The organism is Paraburkholderia sp. BR10936, from assembly GCF_040965735.1.
Taxonomy (GTDB): Bacteria; Pseudomonadota; Gammaproteobacteria; order Burkholderiales; family Burkholderiaceae; genus Paraburkholderia; species Paraburkholderia nodosa_A.
The window spans coordinates 1-22,306 of the sequence record NZ_JBFRCM010000037.1; the positions used below are offsets into that span (position 1 = coordinate 1).

General features: G+C 66.8%; 23 protein-coding genes and 1 riboswitch. Of the genes, 19 read left to right on the plus strand and 4 right to left on the minus strand.

All coding sequences use genetic code 11. From position 1 onward, the window contains the following. From AB4Y36_RS38850 to AB4Y36_RS38865, 4 genes are all read right to left on the minus strand, one after another. Positions 1-871, minus strand: an 871-nt coding sequence (locus tag AB4Y36_RS38850; RefSeq protein ID WP_368685764.1) for an FAD-dependent oxidoreductase, incomplete at its 3' end; no start/stop codon positions are given. A 49-nt stretch (positions 872-920) separates the two neighbouring features. Continuing rightward, positions 921-2,216: an MFS transporter gene (locus AB4Y36_RS38855; RefSeq protein WP_368619596.1), complete on the minus strand. Its 1,296-nt coding sequence runs from the start codon at positions 2,214-2,216 to the stop codon at positions 921-923. A 290-nt stretch (positions 2,217-2,506) separates the two neighbouring features. Continuing rightward, on the minus strand, positions 2,507-3,274 hold the full coding sequence (locus tag AB4Y36_RS38860; protein ID WP_368685765.1) for an SDR family NAD(P)-dependent oxidoreductase: 768 nt from the start codon (positions 3,272-3,274) through the stop codon (positions 2,507-2,509). Further along, positions 3,271-5,028, minus strand: coding sequence for an ABC transporter ATP-binding protein/permease (locus tag AB4Y36_RS38865; RefSeq protein ID WP_069268243.1), 1,758 nt, complete (start codon positions 5,026-5,028; stop codon positions 3,271-3,273). The genes AB4Y36_RS38860 and AB4Y36_RS38865 overlap by 4 nt, the downstream gene beginning before the upstream one ends. 311 nt (positions 5,029-5,339) lie before the next feature. Further along, a riboswitch (TPP riboswitch) is annotated at positions 5,340-5,454 on the plus strand. Between the two features lie 264 nt (positions 5,455-5,718). On the opposite strand from AB4Y36_RS38865, the gene AB4Y36_RS38870 reads away from it, so the two are divergent. From AB4Y36_RS38870 to hisH, 19 genes are all read left to right on the plus strand, one after another. After that, positions 5,719-6,867 (plus strand): FAD-dependent oxidoreductase, encoded by a 1,149-nt coding sequence (locus AB4Y36_RS38870; protein ID WP_342949826.1) that lies wholly within the window; start codon positions 5,719-5,721, stop codon positions 6,865-6,867. 42 nt (positions 6,868-6,909) lie between these two features. Next, positions 6,910-7,107 carry a sulfur carrier protein ThiS gene (thiS, locus tag AB4Y36_RS38875; RefSeq protein ID WP_342949827.1) on the plus strand — a complete coding sequence of 66 codons (198 nt, stop codon included), beginning with the start codon at positions 6,910-6,912 and terminating at the stop codon, positions 7,105-7,107. A gap of 80 nt (positions 7,108-7,187) precedes the next feature. Then, the gene (locus AB4Y36_RS38880; protein ID WP_342949828.1) at positions 7,188-8,003 is read left to right on the plus strand and encodes a thiazole synthase; all 816 of its coding nucleotides are present in this window, start codon (positions 7,188-7,190) and stop codon (positions 8,001-8,003) included. Continuing rightward, positions 8,000-9,112, plus strand: a complete 1,113-nt coding sequence (thiE, locus tag AB4Y36_RS38885; protein ID WP_368619594.1) for a thiamine phosphate synthase — start codon at positions 8,000-8,002, stop codon at positions 9,110-9,112. Before AB4Y36_RS38880 ends, thiE begins: the two co-directional genes overlap by 4 nt. 170 nt (positions 9,113-9,282) lie before the next feature. Next, on the plus strand, positions 9,283-10,104 hold the full coding sequence (locus AB4Y36_RS38890; protein ID WP_028206560.1) for an ABC transporter ATP-binding protein: 822 nt from the start codon (positions 9,283-9,285) through the stop codon (positions 10,102-10,104). Then, positions 10,101-10,877: a lipid asymmetry maintenance ABC transporter permease subunit MlaE gene (gene mlaE, locus AB4Y36_RS38895; protein ID WP_342949830.1), complete on the plus strand. Its 777-nt coding sequence runs from the start codon at positions 10,101-10,103 to the stop codon at positions 10,875-10,877. The genes AB4Y36_RS38890 and mlaE overlap by 4 nt, the downstream gene beginning before the upstream one ends. A gap of 73 nt (positions 10,878-10,950) precedes the next feature. Beyond that, the gene (gene mlaD / locus AB4Y36_RS38900; protein ID WP_368619593.1) at positions 10,951-11,514 is read left to right on the plus strand and encodes an outer membrane lipid asymmetry maintenance protein MlaD; all 564 of its coding nucleotides are present in this window, start codon (positions 10,951-10,953) and stop codon (positions 11,512-11,514) included. A gap of 14 nt (positions 11,515-11,528) precedes the next feature. Further along, entirely contained in the window at positions 11,529-12,539 is a 1,011-nt protein-coding gene (locus tag AB4Y36_RS38905; protein ID WP_368685766.1) for a VacJ family lipoprotein, read from the plus strand. A gap of 177 nt (positions 12,540-12,716) precedes the next feature. Beyond that, on the plus strand, positions 12,717-13,349 hold the full coding sequence (locus tag AB4Y36_RS38910; protein WP_069268248.1) for a phospholipid-binding protein MlaC: 633 nt from the start codon (positions 12,717-12,719) through the stop codon (positions 13,347-13,349). Beyond that, positions 13,346-13,618: an STAS domain-containing protein gene (locus AB4Y36_RS38915; RefSeq protein ID WP_342949833.1), complete on the plus strand. Its 273-nt coding sequence runs from the start codon at positions 13,346-13,348 to the stop codon at positions 13,616-13,618. Before AB4Y36_RS38910 ends, AB4Y36_RS38915 begins: the two co-directional genes overlap by 4 nt. 277 nt (positions 13,619-13,895) lie before the next feature. Next, the gene (locus tag AB4Y36_RS38920) at positions 13,896-14,822 is read left to right on the plus strand and encodes an ABC transporter ATP-binding protein (RefSeq protein WP_368685767.1); all 927 of its coding nucleotides are present in this window, start codon (positions 13,896-13,898) and stop codon (positions 14,820-14,822) included. After that, complete coding sequence (locus tag AB4Y36_RS38925; protein ID WP_042269663.1) at positions 14,819-15,574, plus strand: ABC transporter permease; 756 nt, start codon at positions 14,819-14,821, stop codon at positions 15,572-15,574. The genes AB4Y36_RS38920 and AB4Y36_RS38925 overlap by 4 nt, the downstream gene beginning before the upstream one ends. Before the next feature lie 15 nt (positions 15,575-15,589). After that, the gene (locus tag AB4Y36_RS38930; protein ID WP_028206568.1) at positions 15,590-15,829 is read left to right on the plus strand and encodes a BolA family protein; all 240 of its coding nucleotides are present in this window, start codon (positions 15,590-15,592) and stop codon (positions 15,827-15,829) included. Positions 15,830-15,937: 108 nt separating this feature from the next. Next, the gene (gene murA, locus AB4Y36_RS38935; RefSeq protein ID WP_069268252.1) at positions 15,938-17,200 is read left to right on the plus strand and encodes a UDP-N-acetylglucosamine 1-carboxyvinyltransferase; all 1,263 of its coding nucleotides are present in this window, start codon (positions 15,938-15,940) and stop codon (positions 17,198-17,200) included. After that, positions 17,197-17,895, plus strand: a complete 699-nt coding sequence (gene hisG, locus AB4Y36_RS38940; protein ID WP_069268253.1) for an ATP phosphoribosyltransferase — start codon at positions 17,197-17,199, stop codon at positions 17,893-17,895. Before murA ends, hisG begins: the two co-directional genes overlap by 4 nt. 98 nt (positions 17,896-17,993) lie before the next feature. After that, the gene (gene hisD, locus AB4Y36_RS38945) at positions 17,994-19,313 is read left to right on the plus strand and encodes a histidinol dehydrogenase (RefSeq protein ID WP_368685768.1); all 1,320 of its coding nucleotides are present in this window, start codon (positions 17,994-17,996) and stop codon (positions 19,311-19,313) included. A gap of 209 nt (positions 19,314-19,522) precedes the next feature. Further along, positions 19,523-20,599 carry a histidinol-phosphate transaminase gene (hisC, locus tag AB4Y36_RS38950; RefSeq protein WP_368685769.1) on the plus strand — a complete coding sequence of 359 codons (1,077 nt, stop codon included), beginning with the start codon at positions 19,523-19,525 and terminating at the stop codon, positions 20,597-20,599. 54 nt (positions 20,600-20,653) lie between these two features. Continuing rightward, positions 20,654-21,241, plus strand: a complete 588-nt coding sequence (gene hisB, locus AB4Y36_RS38955; RefSeq protein ID WP_028218451.1) for an imidazoleglycerol-phosphate dehydratase HisB — start codon at positions 20,654-20,656, stop codon at positions 21,239-21,241. A 257-nt stretch (positions 21,242-21,498) separates the two neighbouring features. Further along, positions 21,499-22,140: an imidazole glycerol phosphate synthase subunit HisH gene (gene hisH / locus AB4Y36_RS38960; protein WP_069268256.1), complete on the plus strand. Its 642-nt coding sequence runs from the start codon at positions 21,499-21,501 to the stop codon at positions 22,138-22,140. Positions 22,141-22,306: the final 166 nt, after the last annotated feature.

The window sequence follows — 22,306 nt, forward strand, 5'->3', positions numbered from 1 at the left end:
CGCCCAGGGCGACCACCACGGCGTCGGCGGCGAGCGTGTGGGGCGTGTCGTCGGTGGGCTCGCTGCGCTCGGCCGGGCGCAGCACCTCGGCCGGCGCGCGGCGCTGCTCGCGCCGGTCCTTGCGGTTGTTGGCCGTGCGCCGCCCGGGCACGGCGCGCACGCGCACGCCGTTCACCTTGCCGCCCGCGGCTTCGAGCGCGAGCACTTCGGTATCGAACAAAAACGTGACGCCGCGTGATTCGCAGACGGAGCGCAGCTCGCGCGTGAAGCGTGCGCAGTCGCCGGCCTCGTCTTCCGGCAGATAGACGCCCGCCACCGGTTTCACACGTGACCACGCAAGCCCCGGCTCGACCTGCGCGCAAGCGGCGGCATCGAGTTCGCGATAGACGATGCCCGCATCGCGCAGCACGCCGAGCGCCGGTTGCGCGAGCTCGAGGTCGTAGTCGCTGCGAAAGAGCTGCAGATAGCCCTGGCTGCGCCCGTACTCGAACGCGTGCGTGGCGCGAAAAGCGTGCAGGCATTCACGGCTGTAATAGGCAATGCGCTGCATGCGCTGCTTGTTCACGCGAAAGCGCGCGAGATCGCATTCGCGCAGCCAGCGCGCGATCCAGCGCCACTGCGCGGCGTCGAGCGTGGGCCGGAAGATGAGCGGCGAGGTCGGCTTGAGCAGATACTTGATGAGCTTCGCGGGCATGCCGGGCGCGGCCCACGGCGTGACATAGCCGGGCGCGATGACGCCGGCGTTGCCGAAGCTCGTGCCGAGCGCGACGCCCGGTTCCCGTTCGACGACTGTGACGTCGCAGCCTCGTTCGCTCAGATAGTACGCAGTAGCGACGCCGATCACACCGGCGCCGAGGACGATCGTTTTCATGCCGGTCGCACAACAGGGAGGGACGGTCGGTATTGCAGCATGTTCGCGCTCATCGTGCAGTGGACTCCGCAGACGCTCGCTCGCTCCCGGCAGCAGGCACTTCCTCGGTCAGCGTCTTGCCCTTCGTCTCCGGCAGGCACAGCGCCGCGACGATCACGAGCAGATAGCCCGCGCCGGCCACCACGCCGATCGCCTTCACGAGCGAGGTGGTTTGCGCGAATGTGCCTACGAGAATGGGGAAAAACGAGCCGAGCCCGCGTCCGAGGTTGTAGCAGAAGCCCTGGCCCGAGCCGCGGATCGCGTTGGGGTAAAGCTCCGAGAGGTACGCACCCACGCCCGCGAAAATACCTTGCACGACGATGCCGAGCGGAAAGCCGAGCAGGAGCATGGCGGTGTCGGTGATGGGCAGCATGGTGTAGGCCATGCCGAGCGCAAACGAGCCGATGGCGAACAGGATGAACGACGCGCGCCGGCCGATCCTGTCGCACAGGATCGCGCCGACGATGTAGCCCGTGAACGAGCCGACGATCAGCACGATCAGATAGCCGCTCGTGTTGAATACCGAGAGATGGCGCACCGTCTTGAGGTAGGTGGGCAGCCAGGTGGTGATCGCGTAGTAACCGCCGAGCATGCCGGTGCACAGCGCGCTGCCGAGCAGGGTGGTGACGAGATGCGCGGGCGCGAAGATCTGCATGAAGTGGCTTTGCACCGCGCCGCTTTCGCGCGCCCGGCGTGTGGCGACGAACACGTCGGGATCGCTCACGTTGCGGCGCACATAGAGAATCCAGAGCGCAGGCACGATGCCGATCCAGAAGCACGCGCGCCACGCGTATTCCTCGGGTAGCAGGGCGAAGAAGGCCCAGTACAGGATGGCAGCCGCGCCCCAGCCGAACGACCAGCTGCTCTGCACCGTGCCCACGGCTTTCGCGCGATGCTGCGGCGAGCGGATCGTTTCGGCCATCATCATCGTGACGACCGTCCATTCGCCGCCAAAGCCGATGCCCTGCAGCGTGCGCGTGGCGAGCAGTTGCCAGAATGAATGCGTGAAGCCGGAGAGGCAGGTGAAGAGCGCGAAGGTGGCGATGGTCCACTGCAGCACGCGCACGCGGCCGTAACGGTCGGCGAGGATGCCGGCGAGCCAGCCGCCGACCGCCGAGGAGATCAGCGAGCTGGTCGCGATCATGCCGGCCTCGCTCCTGGTCATGCCCCAGGTCGCGATGAGCGTCGGGATCAGGAACGAGTAGATCATGAAGTCGAACGCGTCGACGGCGTAGCCGCCGAATCCCGCATAAAGCGTGCGCCGCTCGCGCGCGTTCAATTCGGTGAACCAGTGAAAGTAGCCCATCGCGTGTCTTCCCCCATATTTGTTGTGCGCGCAACGAACCGGGCTGAGCGGCGCGTGCTGCGCAAGCGACCCGGCTGGCGCAGACGCGTTGGGTGGCGTGTGCGCTTGACGCTGGCGGGCTGCGCGGTGCGACGCCGCCCGTCTCCGGTGTGCTGGAGGGGTATTTTACGGTGCGAAACCGCGCTGAGGCGAGGGGCAATTTGGGGGCGCCCGCTATCGTTGTATTCCGATGTTTAGTTCGGGTTTAGTTCGATAGCGAGCGAACGATGGGGCGCGGGAACCGCAAGGCGCTAGAGTGTGAGCCCGCCATCGACATGGATTACCTGGCCGGTGATGTGGCGTGCGGCGCCCGAGAGCAGGAAGGCGATGAGTTCGGCGACATCGGCGGGATCGGCCACGTGGCCGAGCGGCGTTTCCTGTGCCGCACGCTCCCACGCCGGCGCGTTTTCCGGCGCGGGGCCCTTGTCCTTGCGCGTATAGCCGGGCGCGACGCAGTTCACGGTCACGCCGTGCGGCGCCAGTTCTGCCGCGGCGGTTTTCGCCAGCGATTCGAGCGCGGCCTTCGCGGCGGCGGTGGCCGCGAAGGGCGCGCCGGCGCGGTAGCGGTGCGCGACGAACGAGCTCAGCGCGACCACGCGGGCGCGCGCCGAGCGTTCCAGCGCCGGCTGCGCGCGTTGCACGAGCCCGGCGAACGCGGCAGGCATGGCCGCGAAAGCGCCTTCGAGCGACGCGGCGTCGAGCGCGGCGAGCGTCTGGCGCTGCGCGTGCCCGGCGTTGGCGACGAGCTGGTCGAGCGAGCCGAAGCGCGCGAGCGTGGCGTCCACGAGCGCGCTCGCCTGGCCGGCCAGCGCGAGATCGCCGTACGCGGTGGCGCAGGTCGAGCCGCGCTGCTCGCACCCGGCGGCAACGGCGGCGAGCCGGGCGCGCGATGCCTCATCCGCGCCGCGCGTGTGCAGCATCAACGCTACACCCGGCGCCGCGAGGCGACGCGCGAGCGCCGCGCCGATGCCCGAGCCCGCGCCCGTGATCAGCACGACGCGCAGCGCGCTTGCGCTCACGCGGCAACCCGCTCTTCGGGCATGCGCTCGATCTCGAGCGTTTCGTGGTGGTACGCCGCGAGCGACTCACGGTGCGCGACGCTCACGATCGCTGCCTTGGGCAGACGTTCCATGAACAGCTTGTAGAGACGGCTTTCGTTGTCGGGATCGAGCGCGCTCGTCGCTTCGTCGAGGAACAGATAGTCGGGCTTGTGCAGCAGCACGCGCGCGCCCGCAAGGCGTTGCTGCTCGCCCGGCGAGAGCACGCGCGTCCAGTGCGCCGATTCGCCGAGACGATCCACGTACTCTTCGAGGCGGCAGGCGCGCAGCGCTTCGCGGCAATCTTCGTCGCTGTAGTCGTCGGCGGGCGACGGGTAGGTGAGCGCTGCCTTGAGCGTGCCGATGGGCAGATAGCTCTGCTGCGGGATGAACATCATGCGCGCATCGACAGGGGCGTCGATCGAGCCTTCGCCGAAGGGCCAGAGGCCCGCGAGCGCGCGCATCAGCGTGCTCTTGCCTGCGCCCGAGGGGCCGCGCACGAGCCAGCGCGAGCCCGGCTTGATGGCGATGTCGCGCACTTCCGAGAGCGGCGTGCCGTTGGGCAGCGAGAGCTTGAGATGCTCGGTGGCGAGCTCGTTGTTGTCGATGAAGTGCAGGTTGATGCCGCCGTGCTCGGTGGCGGGCGAGACCGATTCCTTCAGACGCGGCGAGTGCACCACACGCACGAATTCGCGCAGACGATTCACGGTAGCGCGCCATTCGACCAGCGTGGAGTAACTGTTGATGAACCACGAGAACGAGTCGCTCACGGTGCCGAACGCCTGCGAGATCTGCATCAGCACGCCGAACGTGAAGGCGCCCGCGAAGTAGCGCGGCGCGGCCACCACGAGCGGGAAGATGATGGCGATCTGGCCGTAGAAGCTCAGCACGAAGGTGAGGCGCTTCGTGTATTTCATCACGCGCCACCAGTTGTCCTTGATGTGCGCGAAGAGGCCCTGCGCGTTGCTGCGCTCGGTGTCCATGCCGTCGTAGAGGGCGATCTGCTCGGCGTTTTCGCGCAGGCGGATCAGGCCGAAGCGGAAGTCCGCTTCTACCTTTTGTTGCTGGTAGTTGATCGACACGAGCGGGTGGCCGACCTTCTGGATCACGAGCGAGCCGAACACGGCATAGAGCGCCGCGGCCCACACCATGTAGCCCGGAATCGCGAGCGGCTGCCCGCCCAGCGTGACGGTGAGCGCGCCCGCGAGCGTCCACAGGATCGTGATGAACGAGATGAGCGTGACGACCGTCGAGAGCAGGTCGAGCGTGAGCGAGAGCGTGGTCGTGGCGAACGACTGGAGGTCGTCGCTGATCCGCTGGTCGGGGTTGTCGGCGAGGCGGTCGCGCTCGATGCGGTAGAACGCGCCCTTGCCGAGCCACTCGTTCAGGAACCGCGTGGTGAGCCACTGACGCCAGCGAAAGCCGAGCATCTGGCGCAGATAGCGGCCATACACCGCGAGGATGATGAAGCCGAACGCCAGTTCGGTGAAGGTCATCAACAGCGGCGGGAAGCGCTTGACGTCCTTGGCCTGCAACGCGTTGTAGAACTCCGCGCTCCAGCCGTTCAGGCGCACGTTGATCCACACGACGAGCAGGTTCATCACGATGATCGCGACGAGCAGGCCCCAGGCGATCCAGCGTTCCTCGGAGACCCAGTAGGGCTTGATCAGGCTCCACGCGGTGATCTTCTGATGCTCGTTCTGATCGGGCGTGGCGCGGGCAGGTTGGTTGGTCATGTGCGTCCTGAAGGTGTGGCGGCCCGCTGGGGGCATGCGCCGCGCGCCGCACGGCGGCAGCGTTGCAGCGATTTTTGCAGCGATTCTGTCGTCGGGCGCTTAAGTGAGTCTTAACGGGCCACAGGCGGAGCCAAAACCGGCGCGAGGCGTGGAGACAAAAGCGCACGCTGGCGCCGCCGTAGCGTGGCGCTCATTGTCTCACCGCGCGGGCTCGCGAGGCGAAAGAGGCGGGTTCAGGGCATTGTGCCAGACCACGCCCCCCGGTTCCGCCGAGGTTTGCGGGCCGCGCGCGTTTTGTGGTCTAATCGTCGTTGACGAAACAGGGGTGCTTCACCGGTATGCCGGGCATGCCGCCAGTGAGGCTGAGAGAAACCCTTTGCACCCGATCCGGGTAATACCGGCGCGGGAAGTTTCCAGAAAGTCTTACCGGAGCGCCCAGCCTGGGTTTTGAAAAGGCGGGGGCGCCAGGATTCCCGCCGGGCTGCGCTTTGGGCGCCTGGGTTCGTATACGCATTCCGTATCGGGCCGTCTGCGCCGCATAGCCTCCACGGTCGGCCTTGCCAGCCGGTTTCGTCCTTGGGTACGTCTGCTGCTGCCGTACGGAAAGGATACGATGACCGCCTATTCTCTTTGTTCCCCGATTCTTATCGCGTTCGCCTTGCCGTTCGCCTTGCGTGACGGAGCGTCGTCATGAGCCGCGCCCGCAACCCTGACGTGGGCAGCGTGCCCGACTTCGCCGTGCTCGGCGGCGGCCTGAGCGGCCGGCTCGTCGCATGGCGTCTGGCCGGCGAGGGCCATCGCGTCGCGCTTTACGAGCGCGGCGGCCCCGAAGGCGGCGAAGCCGCAGCCTGGGTCGCGGCGGCCATGCTCGCGCCGCTCGCGGAGGCTGCCGTCGCCGAAATGCTCATTACCGAGCTGGGCGTCGCATCGCTCGAAACCTGGCCGCGCATTCTGGCCGAGTTGCCGGAGCCCGTGTTCTTCCAGCGCAACGGCACGCTCGTGGTCTGGCATAGCGCCGATCGCACCGAAGCGCCGCTCTTCGAGCGACGCGTGCGCGCCAACGCGCCGCGTTCTCTCGCCGATGCCAACTTCGTCGCGCTCGCCGGTGCGCAGCTCGACGCCGCCGAACCGGCGCTCGCGGGGCGCTTCGCGCGCGGCTGGCTGCTCGAAGGCGAGGGCCAGCTCGACAATCGCCAGGCCCTGGCCGCTCTGGCGGCGGGGCTCGCTGCGCGCGGCGTGGAAACCCACTGGCACACCACGGTCGACGAGGCCAATCGGCCGCCCGCGCGCGTGACGATCGATTGCCGCGGGCTGGGCGCCAAACCTGCGCTGTCGGGGTTGCGCGGCATTCGCGGCGAAGTCGCGCGCGTGCACGCGCCGGGCATCACGCTCACGCGCCCGGTGCGGCTCCTGCATCCGCGCTATCCGCTCTATATCGCGCCCAAGGAACACGATGTCTTCGTGATCGGCGCGACCGAGATCGAAGGCGAGGACCGCTCGCCGGTGAGCGTGCGCTCGGCGCTCGAACTGCTGAGCGCGGCGTTCGCGGTGCATCCGGCGTTCGGCGAGGCGCGCATCCTCGAGTTGAACACGCAGTGCCGCCCGACGCTGCCCGACCACCGCCCGGCGCTCATCTGGGACGGCAAGACCACGCTGCGTGTGAACGGTCTCTATCGGCACGGCTTCATGATCGCGCCGGAAGTCGCCGACGAAGCCGCGCGCTTCGCCCAGGCGCTGCTCGATGCCCGTGTGAGCGATGCCGATTCCTTCGAGTCGCTGCGCCGCGCGTCGCGATGGGGTGACATGCTGCACGCGCAGGGCGCGCACGAGCCGGCCTGACGCTTCACCAGAAATAATCCGCAGTTTGAGAACGTATTTGCCATGGACATTCATATCAACCAGAAGCCGATCACGCTGCCCGAAGGCGCGACTGTCGCCGATGCGCTCACCGCATTCGGCGCGCGTCCGCCGTTCGCCGTCGCGCTGAACGGCGATTTCGTGGCGCGTACCCAGCATGGCGCGCGCTCGCTCCAGGCGGGCGACCGCCTCGACGTCGTGAGCCCCGTGGCCGGCGGCTGAGCCTCGCTCGCCCAGGCCACCGGTCGCGCGCATCGCATACACGGCGAGCGCGTTCACGACACCGCCAAGGATTCCAACCCATGACCACCACAACCACTGCCGACGCGCTCACGCTCTACGGCGAAACCTTAGCGAGCCGCGTGCTGCTCGGCACGTCGCGCTATCCGTCGCTGCAATCGCTCGCCGACTCCATGGCTGCCGCGCACCCCGGCATGATCACCGTCGCGCTGCGCCGCCAGATGAACGAGGGCACCGCCGAGGCCGGCTTCTTCGATCTGCTCAAGCGCCACGGCGTGCCGCTCCTGCCGAACACGGCCGGCTGCCTCACCGTCAACGAGGCGGTGACGACGGCGCACATGGCGCGCGAAGTCTTCGAAACCGACTGGATCAAGCTCGAACTGATCGGCGACGACTACACGCTGCAGCCCGACCCGGTCGGCCTGATCGAGGCCGCGTCGCGCCTCGTGAAGGACGGCTTCAAGGTGCTGCCGTATTGCACCGAGGACCTCGTGATCGGCCGGCGTCTGCTCGACGCCGGCTGCGAGGCGCTCATGCCGTGGGGCGCGCCGATCGGCACCGGCAAGGGCGTGATCAACCCCTACGGCTTGCGCGTGCTGCGCGAGCGCTTGCCCGATGTGCCGCTCATCGTCGATGCGGGCCTGGGCGTGCCTTCGCACGCGTGCCAGGTAATGGAGTGGGGCTTCGACGGCGTGCTGCTCAACACGGCCGTTTCGCAGGCCACGCACCCCGAGGCGATGGCGCGCGCGTTCGCGCTGGGTGTCGAGGCGGGGCGCGCCGCGTTTCTCGCCGGACCGATGGCCGAGCGCGAAGCGGCGGTCGCGAGCACGCCCGTGGTCGGCATGCCTTTCTGGCACCAGGATGGAGACAAGCGATGACTGAAACGCTGCGCCTGCAAGACCGCGAACTGTTCTGGCCGCCCGCCGACGAACTCACCGAAACGGCGGAGCGCATCCGCGCGCGCCTGGGCGATTGGCAGCCCACGCATGCGCCGTGGCGCATCTGTCTCACGCCGCCCGACGCGCCCAACGGCGGCGATCTGATCATCGTGACCGACGCGGCGCCGCATCTGGCCAACATCGCGCGCTGGATGACCGACGGCGCGGGCGTGATCGAAGCCGCGGGCGAAAACCCGAAGGCGGCGCGCGCCACGCTGCATCTGGGCGGCGAGCGCTACGCGCTCGAAGGCGAGCTGGCGGAAGACTGGATCCCGGCGCTGGCGGCGTTCCTCGACTGCGGTTTCGATCCGCACGACGCGCTCGTGCTCGCGCTCGCCTGGCGCGACGGCGACGAGCAGCAGGCTGACGCCTGGCCCGTCGACATCGAGCGTTTTCCGCGGGTGTTGGGCCTGCCCGACGCGCCCGCACAGCCGTTTGCGCCGTGTCCCGCGAAGCTTGGCTTGTATCCCGTACTGCCCACGGCCGACTGGGTCGAGCGCGTGCTCGACTACGGCGTGAAGACGGTGCAGTTGCGCAGCAAGCAGCCGAAGTCGCCGGCGCTCACGAACGAAATCGAGCGCTGCGTCGCGGCGGGCCGCAAGCACGACGCGCAGCTCTTCATCAACGATCACTGGCAGGAGGCCGTCGCGGCCGGCGCATATGGCGTGCACCTCGGCCAGGAAGACCTGCGCGAAGCCGATCTCGGCGCGATCGCGGCGGCGGGCGCACGTCTTGGCCTCTCGACGCACGGCTACTTCGAGATGCTCACGGCGCTTCACTTCCGTCCGAGCTATCTCGCGTGCGGCGCCGTGTTCGCCACCACGACCAAGGCCATGCCCACGGTGCCCCAGGGCCTCGCGCGTCTTGCCCGCTACGTGAAGCTGCTGGACGGCGTCGTGCCGATGGTGGCGATCGGCGGCATCGACGGCAATGTGCTGCCCGAGGTGCTCGCCACGGGCGCCGGCAGCGCGGCGGTGGTGCGCGCCGTGACCGAGGCGGCCGACCCGGCTGCCGCGGTTGCTGCATTGCGCAACGCGTTTACGCAATAATGGTCCGCCCTGGCTTCGGGCTGCGCCGCGAGCGCGACCCGGGGCCAAGGGGGCCGCAACCCGCAGCAGCGGGCGCTTGCGGCTTACATCGGCGGGTCCGGGGGCGTCACGGCAGGTTTTCCACGATGGCCCTATAATCCCGCCTTCGTGTAAATGGACTGTCAGACCACGTGCCCTCAACCTCTGAGACCCTACTGGAGCTGCGCGACGTCGACTTCGGCTACGGCGACCGGCTCGTCCTGTCCGGACTGAACATGCGCTTCCCGCGCGGTCGGGTCGTGGCAGTCATGGGCGGTTCCGGTGGCGGAAAAACGACAGTGCTGCGCTTGATCGGCGGCCTCGTTCGCGCCCAGCGCGGCCAGGTGCTGTTCGGCGGCCAGGACGTCGGCGCGCAATCGCGCGACGGCCTCTACGCCCTGCGCCGCAAGATGGGCATGCTCTTCCAGTTCGGCGCGCTCTTCACCGACATGTCGGTGTTCGAGAACGTCGCTTTCGCCCTGCGCGAGCACACCGACCTGCCTGAAGAGCTGATCCGCGACCTCGTGCTCATGAAGCTCAACGCCGTCGGCCTGCGTGGCGCGCGCGACCTCGCGCCTTCGGAAATTTCCGGCGGCATGGCGCGGCGCGTGGCGCTTGCGCGCGCCATCGCGCTCGACCCCGAACTCATGATGTACGACGAGCCGTTCGCGGGTCTCGACCCGATTTCGCTCGGCATCACCGCGAATCTCATCCGCACGCTCAACGACGCGCTCGGCGCAACTTCGATCCTCGTCACGCACGACGTGCCCGAGTCGTTCGCGATCGCCGACTACGTGTACTTCATGGCGAACGGGCGGGTGCAGGCGCAGGGCACGCCCGCCGAGCTGCGCGCCTCGACCGACCCGATCGTGCGCCAGTTCATCGACGGCGCGCCGGACGGCCCGTTCCGCTTCCATTACCCGTCGAACCTGCCGCTCGAAGCGGACTTCGGCATTGGCGGAGGCCGCTCATGACCGGTGCCATCAGCTCGATCGGGCGCACCGTGCTCGAAACGATCGCGCGCGCGGGGCACGCCACGCGCTTTTTCGTGCGCCTCGTCCTCGAATTCTTCCCGCTGCTGCGCCGGCCGCGTCTTGTCACGAAGCAGATCCACTTCGTCGGTAATTATTCGCTCTTGATCATTGCCGTGTCGGGCCTGTTCGTGGGCTTCGTGCTCGGTCTGCAAGGGTATTACACGCTCAACCGCTACGGCTCCGAGCAGGCGCTCGGGCTGCTGGTCGCGCTCTCGCTCGTGCGTGAGCTCGGGCCCGTCGTCACCGCGCTGTTGTTCGCGGGCCGCGCGGGCACCTCGCTCACGGCCGAGATCGGCCTCATGAAGGCGGGCGAGCAACTCACGGCCATGGAGATGATGGCGGTGGACCCCGTGCGCGTGGTGGTCGCGCCGCGCATGTGGGCGGGCGTGATCGCCATGCCGATTCTCGCGGCCATCTTCAGCGCGGTCGGCATTCTGGGCGGCTATGTGGTGGGCGTGCTGCTGATCGGCGTGGACGCCGGCGCGTTCTGGTCGCAAATGCAGGGCGGCGTGGATGTCTGGGCAGACGTGGGCAACGGCGTGATGAAGAGCATCGTGTTCGGCTTCGCTGTGACGTTTACCGCGCTCTATCAGGGCTATGAGGCGAAGCCCACGCCCGAGGGCGTGTCGCGCGCGACTACCAGGACGGTCGTGTACGCGTCGCTCGCGGTGCTCGGCCTCGACTTCCTGCTCACCGCGCTGATGTTCAGCTAAAGAGGCCGGGCTGCGACCCGGCCGCGCGGCGCGCATATGAGCGACGCTGCAACGGATTCTCATTGGGATGACGATGAAAAAGAATGCTCTCGACTTCTGGGTCGGCCTGTTCGTGGTGCTGGGCTTTATCGCGCTGCTGTTTCTCGCGCTGAAGGCCGGCAACATGAGTTCCCTGTCGTTCCAGGCCACCTACCCGGTGAAGCTCAAGTTCGACAATATCGGCGGCCTCAAGCCGCGCGCGCCCGTGAAGAGCGCGGGCGTGACCGTGGGCCGGGTGGCCTCGATCGGCTTCGACTCCAACACCTATCAGGCGCTGGTGACGATCAACCTCGACCAGCAGTACCAGTTTCCGAAGGACACGTCGGCGAAGATCCTGACGTCGGGTCTGCTCGGCGAGCAGTACATCGGCCTCGAACCGGGCGGCGATTCGGAAATGCTCAAGGCCGGCGACACCATTTCGATGACGCAGTCGGCCATCGTGCTCGAGAACCTGATCGGCCAGTTCCTCTATAGCAAGGCGGCCGATTCGGGCGCCGCGAAGCCGTCCAGCGGCGCGAGCACGGATGCGGCGCCTGCTGCAGCACCCGCGCCCGCACCGGCTCAGGCGCCTGCACCGGCGGCTTCGGCGGCCCAATAAGAAGGAGAAAAAGAATGACGACCATACGCATGCGCGCCATTACGCTTGGCGTCGCAGCGCTTGCACTCGGGGGTTGTTCGACGGTGCAGACGCCATCGAAGGAAGATCCATGGGAAGGGTTCAACCGCACGGTGTACACGTTCAACGACAAGGTTGACACGTACGCGCTCAAGCCGGTGGCGCAGGGCTACGTGAAGGTGACGCCGCAGCCCGTGCGCGACAGCGTGACGAACTTCTTCGCGAACATCGGCGACGTGTACAACGCCGCGAACAACTTCCTGCAACTGAAGATCACCGATGGTGTCGAGGACATCATGCGGATCGTGATCAACACGGTCTTCGGCCTCGGCGGTCTGTTCGACGTCGCGACGCTCGCAAAGCTGCCCAAGCACAACCAGGACTTCGGTCTCACGCTCGGTCACTATGGCGTGCCGCCCGGCCCATACCTCGTGCTGCCGCTGTTCGGTCCGAGCACGGTGCGTGACGGCGTGGGCCTCGTGCCGAACTACTTCATCAACCCGCTCACCTATGTGGATCCGGCCGCGCTGTCTTGGGGCCTTTACGGGCTGAACGTGGTGAGCACGCGCGCCAACCTGCTTGGCGCGAGCGACCTGCTCGAAGGCGCGGCGATCGACAGGTACTCGTTCATCCGCAACGCCTATCTGCAGCGCCGCCGCTATCTGCTGTCGGACGGCCGCGCGTCGTCGGGCAACAGCAATCTGCCGGATTACGGCGATGGCGCGCCGCTGCCGAAGTACGACGACACCGACGAGGGCGCGGCGGCCCCCGCTTCGGGTGCGGCTGCCGGTGCGGCAGGGCCCGCTTCGGGCACTGCGCCTGCGGCCACCCCGAATGCGGCCAGCATGGCACCCGCCAACCCCAACGGCGCAACGACCGCCCCGGCCACGCTGGAAGGCCCGGCCGGCGCCGCGGCGCCCACGGGCGCGTCGGAAACCACGGTGCCGGGCGACCAGATGATTCCGCCCGCGCGCATCGGCTTCCCGAGCATGCTGCGGCTGCACTGAGCGCTGCGCTCCGGCGTGCTGGAACGCCTCGCCGGAGCGTTCGTCTGACGTATACGTCTGACGTAACAAGCAGAAACGCTTGTCGCACTTTGCTGGCGGTTTTGACACAGCGCGATAGATCTCGCGTGATATCGTTAGTTCCAACGGGGCGATGTCCCCCAACTAGCAGGGCTCGAGATGAAAAAATTCTTTCTGTACCCGTTTTTCGCCATGTTTCTTTCGTTTGCCGGCGGCGCATTTGCCCAGACGGTAGACACCAGCAATCCCGACGCGATGGTCCAGACGGTCACGCAGCAGGTCATGAGCCAGATCAAGGGTGACAAGTCCATCCAGTCCGGCGACATCAGCAAGATCACGCAGCTCGTGAACGAAAAGATCCTGCCGTACACCGATTTCCGCCGCACCACGCAACTCGCGATGGGCCGCAACTGGCGCACGGCCACGCCGGAGCAGCAGCAACAGGTCATCGAACAGTTCAAGACACTGCTGATCCGCACGTATTCGGGCGCGCTCGCCCAGGTGCGCGACCAGCAGATCCAGTACAAGCCGTTCCGCGCGAACCCGGACGACACCGACGTCGTGGTCCGTTCGACGGTCATGAACGGCGGCCAGCCGATCGAGCTCGACTATCGCCTCTACAAGACGCAGCAAGGCTGGCGCGTGTATGACATCAACGTGCTCGGCGCGTGGCTCATCCAGGCGTACCAGCAGCAGTTCCAGGAAAAGATCCAGCAAGGCGGCGTGGACGGCCTGATCCAGTTCCTCACGCAGCGTAACCAGCAACTCGCATCGGGCAAGGCGACCTCGTGAGCGAGCGTTTCGCCACCGGCGCCAACCTGACCCACGAGAGCGCGAAGGCCGCGCTCTCGGCCGGGTTCGCGCAGATCTCGGCGGGCGCAACCGCCGTGGACTGCGCGGCGCTCACCCAGTTCGATTCATCGGCGCTCGCTGTGCTGATCGCGTGGCAGCGTGCCGCGCGTGAGCGCGGCGCCTGCCTTGCCGTGCTCAACATGCCCCCCGCGCTCGCCTCTCTCGCGCGCGCCTACGGCGTCGATTCGCTTCTCAACGAGCGACATTGACCCGCGTCGCCTGGCCGGACGCTAGCGTTCAAGCGGGATCACACCGCACTGCCGGGCCGACGCCGTTCCCCTCCAGGGCCAGGCCGCGCTTCCCGACTTGGCCTATAATCAACCGTTTTTTGGGCGCTGCCTCGGCGCAAAAAGTACCGCCTGGTACGTAATAAGCGTGCAGTGAGACAGCAAAGCCGGCCTGATAAGCCGTCCCCAATTCCGGTCTTCCCCGCAGCATTGATGCACTCTTGAGCCGCGCCGTTCGCAAACGGGCGGCGTATTAGTCATGCCAGCCATAGAAATCCGTAACGTCAAGAAGCGCTACAGGTCGCTTCAGGCGCTCAAGGGCGTCAGCTTCACGGTCGAAGACGGCGAGTTCTTCGGGCTGCTCGGCCCGAACGGCGCGGGCAAGACGACGCTCATCAGCATTCTTGCCGGCCTCGCGCGCGCGGACGAGGGCTCGATCGCCGTCCGCGGCCACGATGTCGTCGCCGACTACCGCAACGCGCGCCGCAACCTGGGCGTCGTGCCGCAGGAACTGGTGTTCGATCCGTTCTTCACCGTGCGCGAGACGCTGCGCATCCAGTCCGGCTACTTCGGCCTGCGCAACAACGACGCGTGGATCGACGAAGTCATGGCCAATCTCGATCTCACCGAGAAAGCCGACGTGAACATGCGCGCGCTGTCCGGCGGCATGAAGCGCCGCGTGCTCGTGGCGCAGGCGCTCGTGCACCGGCCGCCCGTGATCGTGCTCGACGAACCGACCGCCGGCGTGGACGTGGAACTGCGCCAGACGCTCTGGAAGTTCATCGCGCGCCTGAACCGCGAAGGGCACACCATCGTGCTCACCACGCACTATCTCGAAGAAGCCGAGCAGTTGTGCGACCGCATCGCCATGCTCCGGCGCGGCGAGATGGTCGCGCTGGAGCGCACGAGCGCGCTGCTGCAGCGCTTCGCGGGCACGCAGTTGTTCCTGCGCTTCTCGGAAGGCGTGCTGCCGAGCGATTTGCGCGCGCTCGAAGTCGATCCTTCCAACGCCAGCCCGCACCAGCATCTGCTGCGCCTCGCGAGCTACGACGACGTGGAGCGCATCCTGGCCAAGTGCCGCGCGAACGGCTGCAAGCTCGAAGAAGTGGAAGTGCGCAAGGCCGATCTGGAGGATGTCTTCGTGCAGGTGATGAACGGTCCTGAAGTGGTCGAGGGTCTCGCATGAGCGGTTTCCGTACGCTGTTCTACAAGGAAGTGTTGCGTTTCTGGAAAGTCGCTTTCCAGACCGTGCTCGCGCCCGTCATTACCGCGCTGCTCTATCTCACGATCTTCGGCCATGCGCTGCGCGGCCATGTCGAGGTGTATCCGGGCGTGGAATACACGAGCTTCCTGATTCCCGGCCTCGTGATGATGAGCGTGCTGCAGAACGCCTTCGCGAACAGCTCGTCGTCATTGATCCAGTCGAAGATCACGGGCAATCTTGTATTCGTGCTGTTGCCGCCGCTCGCTGCATGGGAGATGTTCGGCGCCTACGTGCTCGCCTCGATCGTGCGCGGCCTCGCCGTTGGCGCGGGCGTGTTCGTCGTGACGATCTGGTTCATTCCGATGAGCTTCGCCGCGCCGTTCTACATCCTCGCGTTCGCGGTGCTGGGCTCGGCGATCCTCGGCACGCTCGGCCTGATCGCCGGGATCTGGGCGGAGAAGTTCGACCAGCTCGCGGCGTTTCAGAACTTTCTCATCATGCCGCTCACGTTTCTTTCGGGCGTGTTTTATTCGACGCATACGCTGCCGCCCCTGTGGCGCGAAGTGTCGCGGCTCAATCCGTTCTTTTACATGATCGATGGCTTCCGCTTCGGGTTCTTCGGCCTGTCCGACATCAACCCGCTCGTGAGCCTGTCGATCGTTTTCGTGTTTTTCGTGGCGCTGGCCACGCTCGCCATGCGTTTGCTCGCGAGCGGGTACAAGCTGCGTCACTAAGCAGGAGCCATACTCATGTTGCCGACTCCGGAACAGATCAAGCAGTACATCTCGGCAGGGCTCGCGTGCGAGCACCTCGAAGTCGAAGGCGATGGCCAGCACTTCTTCGCGACGATCGTCTCCTCAGCATTCGACGGCAAGCGCTTGATCCAGCGCCATCAGCTCGTCTACGCGGCGCTCGGCGACCGCATGCGCGAGGAAATCCACGCGCTCAGCATGAAGACGCTCACGCCCGCCGAATGGCAGAACGCATAATCTGGAATCTCAGTGCGAATTACCCAGGACAAAGACGCCGCCGCGAGCGGCGCAGCTCAACACCAAGCGACCCTGCAAACCGGCCGCACCGATCAGGAAACCTCAGGCATGGATAAACTCGTCATCGTCGGCGGGCAGAAGCTCGCAGGGGAAGTGGCTGTTTCCGGTGCAAAGAATGCGGCGCTGCCCATTCTCTGCGCGGGCCTTCTGAGCGCGGAACCCGTTCATCTGGACAACGTGCCCGACCTTCAGGACGTGCGCACGACGCTCAAGCTGCTTGGCCAGATGGGCGTGCGTACCGAGCAGAACGGCGCGCGCGTGCAGCTCGACGCCTCGAAGGTCAACAATCTCGTGGCGCCGTACGAGCTCGTGAAGACCATGCGCGCGTCGATCCTCGTGCTCGGGCCGCTCGTCGCGCGCTTCGGCGAGGCGAAGGTGTCGCTGCCGGGCGGCTGCGCGATCGGCGCGCGCCCCGTGGATCAGCACATCAAGGGCCTGCAGGCGATGGGCGCCGAGATCAACATCGAGCACGGCTTCATCGAGGCGCGCGCGAAGCGCCTGAAGGGCGCGCGCATCGTCACCGACATGATCACGGTCACAGGCACGGAAAACCTGCTGATGGCCGCCGTACTCGCCGATGGCGAAACGGTGATCGAGAACGCCGCGCGCGAGCCCGAAGTGGGCGACCTCGCGCACCTGCTCGTGGCGATGGGCGCGAAGATCGAAGGCATCGGCACCGACCGCCTCGTCATTCAAGGTGTGGACAAGCTCCACGGCGCGCACCACACCGTCATTCCGGACCGTATCGAAGCGGGCACGTTCCTGTGCGCGGTCGCGGCCGCGGGCGGCGACGTCACGCTGCGCCACGTGCGTCCGCACATCCTCGACGCCGTCACCGACAAGCTGCGCGAAGCGGGCGTGACGATCGAAGAGGGCGACGACTGGATGCGCGTGCGCATGCACGAGCGCGCGCGCGCCGTGAACGTGCGCACCTCCGAATATCCGGCGTTCCCGACCGACATGCAGGCGCAGTTCATGGCGCTCAACACGATCGCGGACGGCACCTCGCAAGTGGTCGAAAACATCTTCGAAAACCGCTTCATGCACGTGCAGGAACTCAATCGCCTGGGCGCCCACATCACGATCGACGGCAAGACGGCGCTCGTCGCCGGTGTCGAGAAGCTCTCGGGCGCGAAGGTGATGGCAACCGACCTGCGCGCCTCGGCGAGCCTCGTGATCGCGGGCCTGTGCGCGGACGGCGAAACGCTGATCGACCGCATCTATCACCTCGACCGCGGCTACGACCGCATGGAAGAGAAGCTCACGAAGATCGGCGCGAACGTGAAGCGGATCAAGGGGAGCGCGCAATGAGCACGGTCGAGTCGAGGCCCACGCCGGCGGCCGCGGCCAGCGCGCCGCTCACGCTTGCGCTCTCGAAGGGCCGCATCTTCGAAGAGACGATGCCGCTGCTCGCGGCGGCCGGCGTGCATGTGACGGAAGACCCGGAAACCTCGCGCAAGCTCATTCTGCCGACGACCGACCCGAACCTGCGCGTGATCATCGTGCGCGCGACCGACGTGCCCACCTACGTGGAGTACGGCGCCGCGGACTTCGGCGTGGCGGGCAAGGACGTGCTCAACGAGCACGGCGGCGGCGGCCTGTATCAGCCGATCGATCTCGACATCGCGCGCTGCCGTCTTTCGGTGGCCGTGAAGGGCGGCTTCGACTACGCGAACGCGGTGCGCCAGGGCGCGCGCCTGCGCGTGGCGACCAAGTACACGGAAGCCGCGCGCCAGCACTTCGCGGCCAAGGGCGTGCACGTCGACCTCATCAAGCTGTACGGCTCGATGGAACTCGCGCCGCTCGTGGGCCTCGCCGACGCGATCGTCGACCTCGTCAGCACGGGCGGCACGCTGCGCGCGAATAATCTGGTCGAGGTCGAGGAGATCATGGAGATCTCCTCGCGCCTCGTCGTGAATCAGGCGGCGCTCAAGCTCAAGCGCGCCGCGCTGCGGCCGATCATCGACGCGTTCGAACGCGCGTCGCGCGGCACGCAGGCGAGCTGACCGGGTAGAAGCAAAGGGCAGGCGCAATGACGCGCCGCCTCGCGCGCAGTGCGCCTCAAACGGCGCGGCGCGCACAAACGTAACGGATGGATACCAGCATGGCTATCACGATGCGCAAACTCGATTCCGGCGCCGAAGGCTTCAAAAAGGCGCTGCACGCGGTGCTCGCCTTCGAGGCGAGCGAGGACGAGGCCATCGAGCGCTCCGTCGCGCAGATTCTCGCCGACGTCAAGGCGCGCGGCGACGCCGCCGTGCTCGACTACACGAACCGCTACGACCGCCTTGCCGCCCCGAGCGTCGCGGCGCTCGAACTGCCGTTCAGCGAACTCGAAGCGGCGCTGGAGAGCCTCGAGCCCAAGCAGCGCGCGGCGCTCGAAGCGGCGGCGGCGCGCGTGCGCGGCTACCACGAGAAGCAGCGCATCGAGTGCGGCTCGCATAGCTGGCAGTACACCGAATCCGATGGCACGGTGCTCGGCCAGAAGGTCACGCCGCTCGACCGCGTGGGCCTTTATGTGCCCGGCGGCAAGGCCGCGTATCCGTCGTCCGTGCTGATGAACGCCATTCCGGCGCGGGTCGCGGGCGTACGCGAAATCATCATGGTCGTGCCCACGCCCGACGGCGTGAAGAACCCGCTCGTGCTGGCGGCGGCGCTGCTCGGCGGCGTCGATCGCGTGTTCACGATCGGCGGTGCGCAGGCCGTGGCGGCGCTCGCGTTCGGCACGAATACGATTCCGGCCGTCGACAAGATTTGCGGCCCGGGCAACGCCTATGTCGCGTCGGCCAAGCGCCGCGTGTTCGGCACGGTCGGCATCGACATGATCGCGGGCCCCTCGGAAATCCTCGTGATTTGCGACGGCACGACCGATCCGCGCTGGGTGGCGATGGACCTGTTCTCGCAGGCCGAGCACGACGAGCTCGCGCAATCCATCCTGCTGTGCCCGGACGAGAGCTTCATCAAGCGCGTGGAAGACGCCATCGACGAGCTGCTGCCCGCCATGCCGCGCGCCGAAGTCATCGCCACGTCGCTCACGAACCGCGGCGCGCTCGTGAAGGTGCGCGACATGGCCGAGGCCTGCGCCATCGCCAACGAGATCGCGCCGGAGCACCTCGAGATCTCGGCGCTGGAGCCGCAGAAGTGGGGCGCCGAAATCCGCCACGCGGGCGCGATTTTCCTTGGCCGCTACACGAGCGAGAGCCTCGGCGACTACTGCGCGGGGCCGAATCACGTGCTGCCTACGTCTCGTACCGCACGTTTCTCGTCGCCGCTTGGCGTCTATGATTTCATCAAGCGTTCGAGCCTCATCGAGGTGAGCGCGGAAGGCGCACAAACGCTCGGCGAGATCGCGGCCGAGCTGGCCTACGGCGAAGGCCTGCAAGCCCACGCGCGCAGTGCCGAATTCCGCATGAAGCAGGTGTAAGGCACGCCTTGCAACTGGCAGAAGCCGGTTGAATGCGCTGCCGCGCAGCATGGAGACGTTGCGCGGCAGCAAGTCCCGCGAGTGCGCGGGGCGCAGCAGTTGGCCTTCAGTTTGACCCGCACGCAGCAGAGACCACGACGATAACCAGGGCAGCCGGCTTGCCGAGCTGCCCGTGCCGGCGGCCCCGCTTTCGCGAGCCGCCTTTCGACATGACGACACCACAAGACATCATCCGTCGCGACGTGCTCGCGATGACGAGTTACCCCGTGCCCGACGCTTCCGGTTTCGTGAAGCTCGACGCCATGGAGAACCCGTTTGCCCTGCCCCCCGACCTCGCAGCGCTTCTGGGCGAACGCCTCGCGGCGGTCGCGCTCAACCGCTATCCCGCGCCGCGCCCCGAGGCGCTGATCGCGAAGCTCAAAGAGACGATGCGCGTGCCCGCGGACTGCGACGTGCTGCTCGGCAACGGCTCGGACGAGATCATCAGCATGATCACCATGGCGTGCGCGAAGCCGGGCGCGAAGGTGCTCGCGCCGGTGCCGGGCTTCGTCATGTACGCGATGTCGGCGAAGCTCGCGCAGCTGGAATTCGTCGGCGTGCCGCTCAAGAGCGACTTCACGCTCGACCTCGAAGCGACGCTCGCGGCCATTGCTGAGCACACGCCTGCGGTGATCTGGCTGGCCTACCCGAACAACCCCACGGGCACGCTGTTCGACGACGCCGACATCGAGCGCGTGATCGCGGCGGCGCAAGAAGCGAAGAGCCTCGTGGTGATCGACGAGGCCTACCAGCCGTTCGCGATGCAAAGCTGGATGCCGCGCGCGGGCGAGTTCGACAACGTGGTCGTGATGCGCACGATGTCGAAGCTCGGGCTCGCGGGCATCCGCCTCGGCTATCTGGCCGGGCGGCCGTCATGGCTCAACGAGTTCGACAAGGTGCGTCCGCCCTACAACGTGAACGTGCTCACGCAGGCGGCGGCGGATCTGCTGCTCGATCATGTGGACGTGCTCGATGCGCAGGCCGCCGAATTGCGCGCGCAACGTGCGACGCTGGCCGCCGAAGTGGCGAAGCTGCCGGGCGCCGAGGTGTTCGAAAGCGCGGGCAATTTCCTGCTCGTGCGCGTGCCCGACGCGGCGGCCGTTTTCGACACGCTGCTGTCTGCCCGGATTCTGATCAAAAACGTGGGTAAAATGCACCCATTGCTTGCGAACTGCGTGCGCCTGACCGTTGGCACCCCCGACGAAAACGCGCAATTGCTCGCCGCCCTGAAGCTCGTGCTCCGTTAGGCCGATGCTTCGTTCTCCCACTCTCCTGTTACGGGCTGTTTGAAGGATATTGCCATGCGCGTCGCGCAAGTCGTTCGCAACACCAGCGAAACGCAAATCCGCGTGAAACTCAATCTGGACGGCACCGGCGAGCAAAAGCTCGCGACCGGTGTGCCGTTTCTCGACCACATGCTCGACCAGATCGCACGACACGGTCTGATCGATCTCGAGGTCGAGGCGCATGGCGACACGCATATCGACGACCACCACACGGTGGAAGACGTCGGCATCACGCTCGGCCAGGCGGTGGCGCAGGCCATCGGCGACAAGAAGGGCATTCGCCGCTACGGCCACGCCTATGTGCCGCTCGACGAAGCGCTCTCGCGCGTCGTGATCGACTTCTCGGGCCGACCGGGCCTCGAATTCCACGTGCCGTTCACGCGCGCGCGCATCGGCACGTTCGACGTCGACCTGTCGATCGAATTTTTTCGCGGCTTCGTGAACCATGCAGGCGTGACGCTGCACATCGACAATCTGCGCGGCCTCAACGCGCACCATCAGATGGAAACCGTGTTCAAGGCATTCGGCCGCGCGCTGCGCCAGGCCGCCGAACTGGACGAACGTCAGGCGGGCAAGATTCCGTCGACGAAGGGCAGCCTCTAGGCGACGCCTTTCACCGACCAGAAGGCCGGCCGCGCTACGCGCACTGTGCCGGGCGCATGCCTGGGCAGGACCTCCAGCGCGCCGCGCCGGGGCCGTCGCCCACATGCGGCGTGCGCGCCACATTAGCCGTTCGGCTTATGGGCTCGCACGCGCCGACTGGCGTACATTGACGGCTTCGAAGGCAGATCAGGGCACATCGCGGCGCACATGCGTCCACACAGCCAAGGGCAAGGCCTTTTGAGCAGGCCGGATTCGAGATGAAAACTTCAATTGCGATTGTTGATTATGGAATGGGCAACCTGCGTTCGGTGGCCCAGGCGCTGAGGCAGGCCGCGCCGGAAGCCGACGTGGCCATCGTCGAGCGTCCCGAGGCGATCCGTGCTGCCGACCGCGTGGTGCTGCCGGGGCAGGGTGCGATGCCCGACTGCATGCGCAGCCTCGCCGAGTCGGGCCTGCAGGACGCGGTGCTCGAAGCCTCGCGCACGAAGCCGCTCATGGGCGTGTGCGTGGGCGAGCAGATGCTGTTCGACTGGAGCGCGGAAGGCGGCACGAAGGGCCTGGGCCTGCTGCCCGGCAAGGTCGTGCGCTTCGATCTGGAAGGCCAGCTGCAGGACGACGGCTCGCGCTTCAAGGTCCCGCAAATGGGCTGGAACCGCGTGCGTCAGGCACGCGCGCACGCCCTGTGGGACGGTGTGCCCGACGAAAGCTTCTTCTACTTCGTGCACAGCTACTATGTGGTTCCGGCGGATGCGTCGCACACCGTAGGCGAAACGCCGTACGGCGCGGCCTTTACCTCGGCAGTGGCGCGGGATAACATCTTCGCCACCCAATTCCACCCGGAAAAGAGCGCCGCTGCGGGTTTGCGCGTCTACCGCAACTTCGTCCACTGGAACCCCTGATTTCCTGCGGCGCTGACGCTCACGGCCGCCTTCGCGCACGCGCGCCGCGGCATTAGATTTGCGTTAGCAAGGCTGCCGAAAGAGTTGTACTAAACTAGCGAAACGGCGTCGGATCGGGCCTTTTTTCCGCCGGCGCTGCAGACTTCAACCCCATTCCCAGACACAC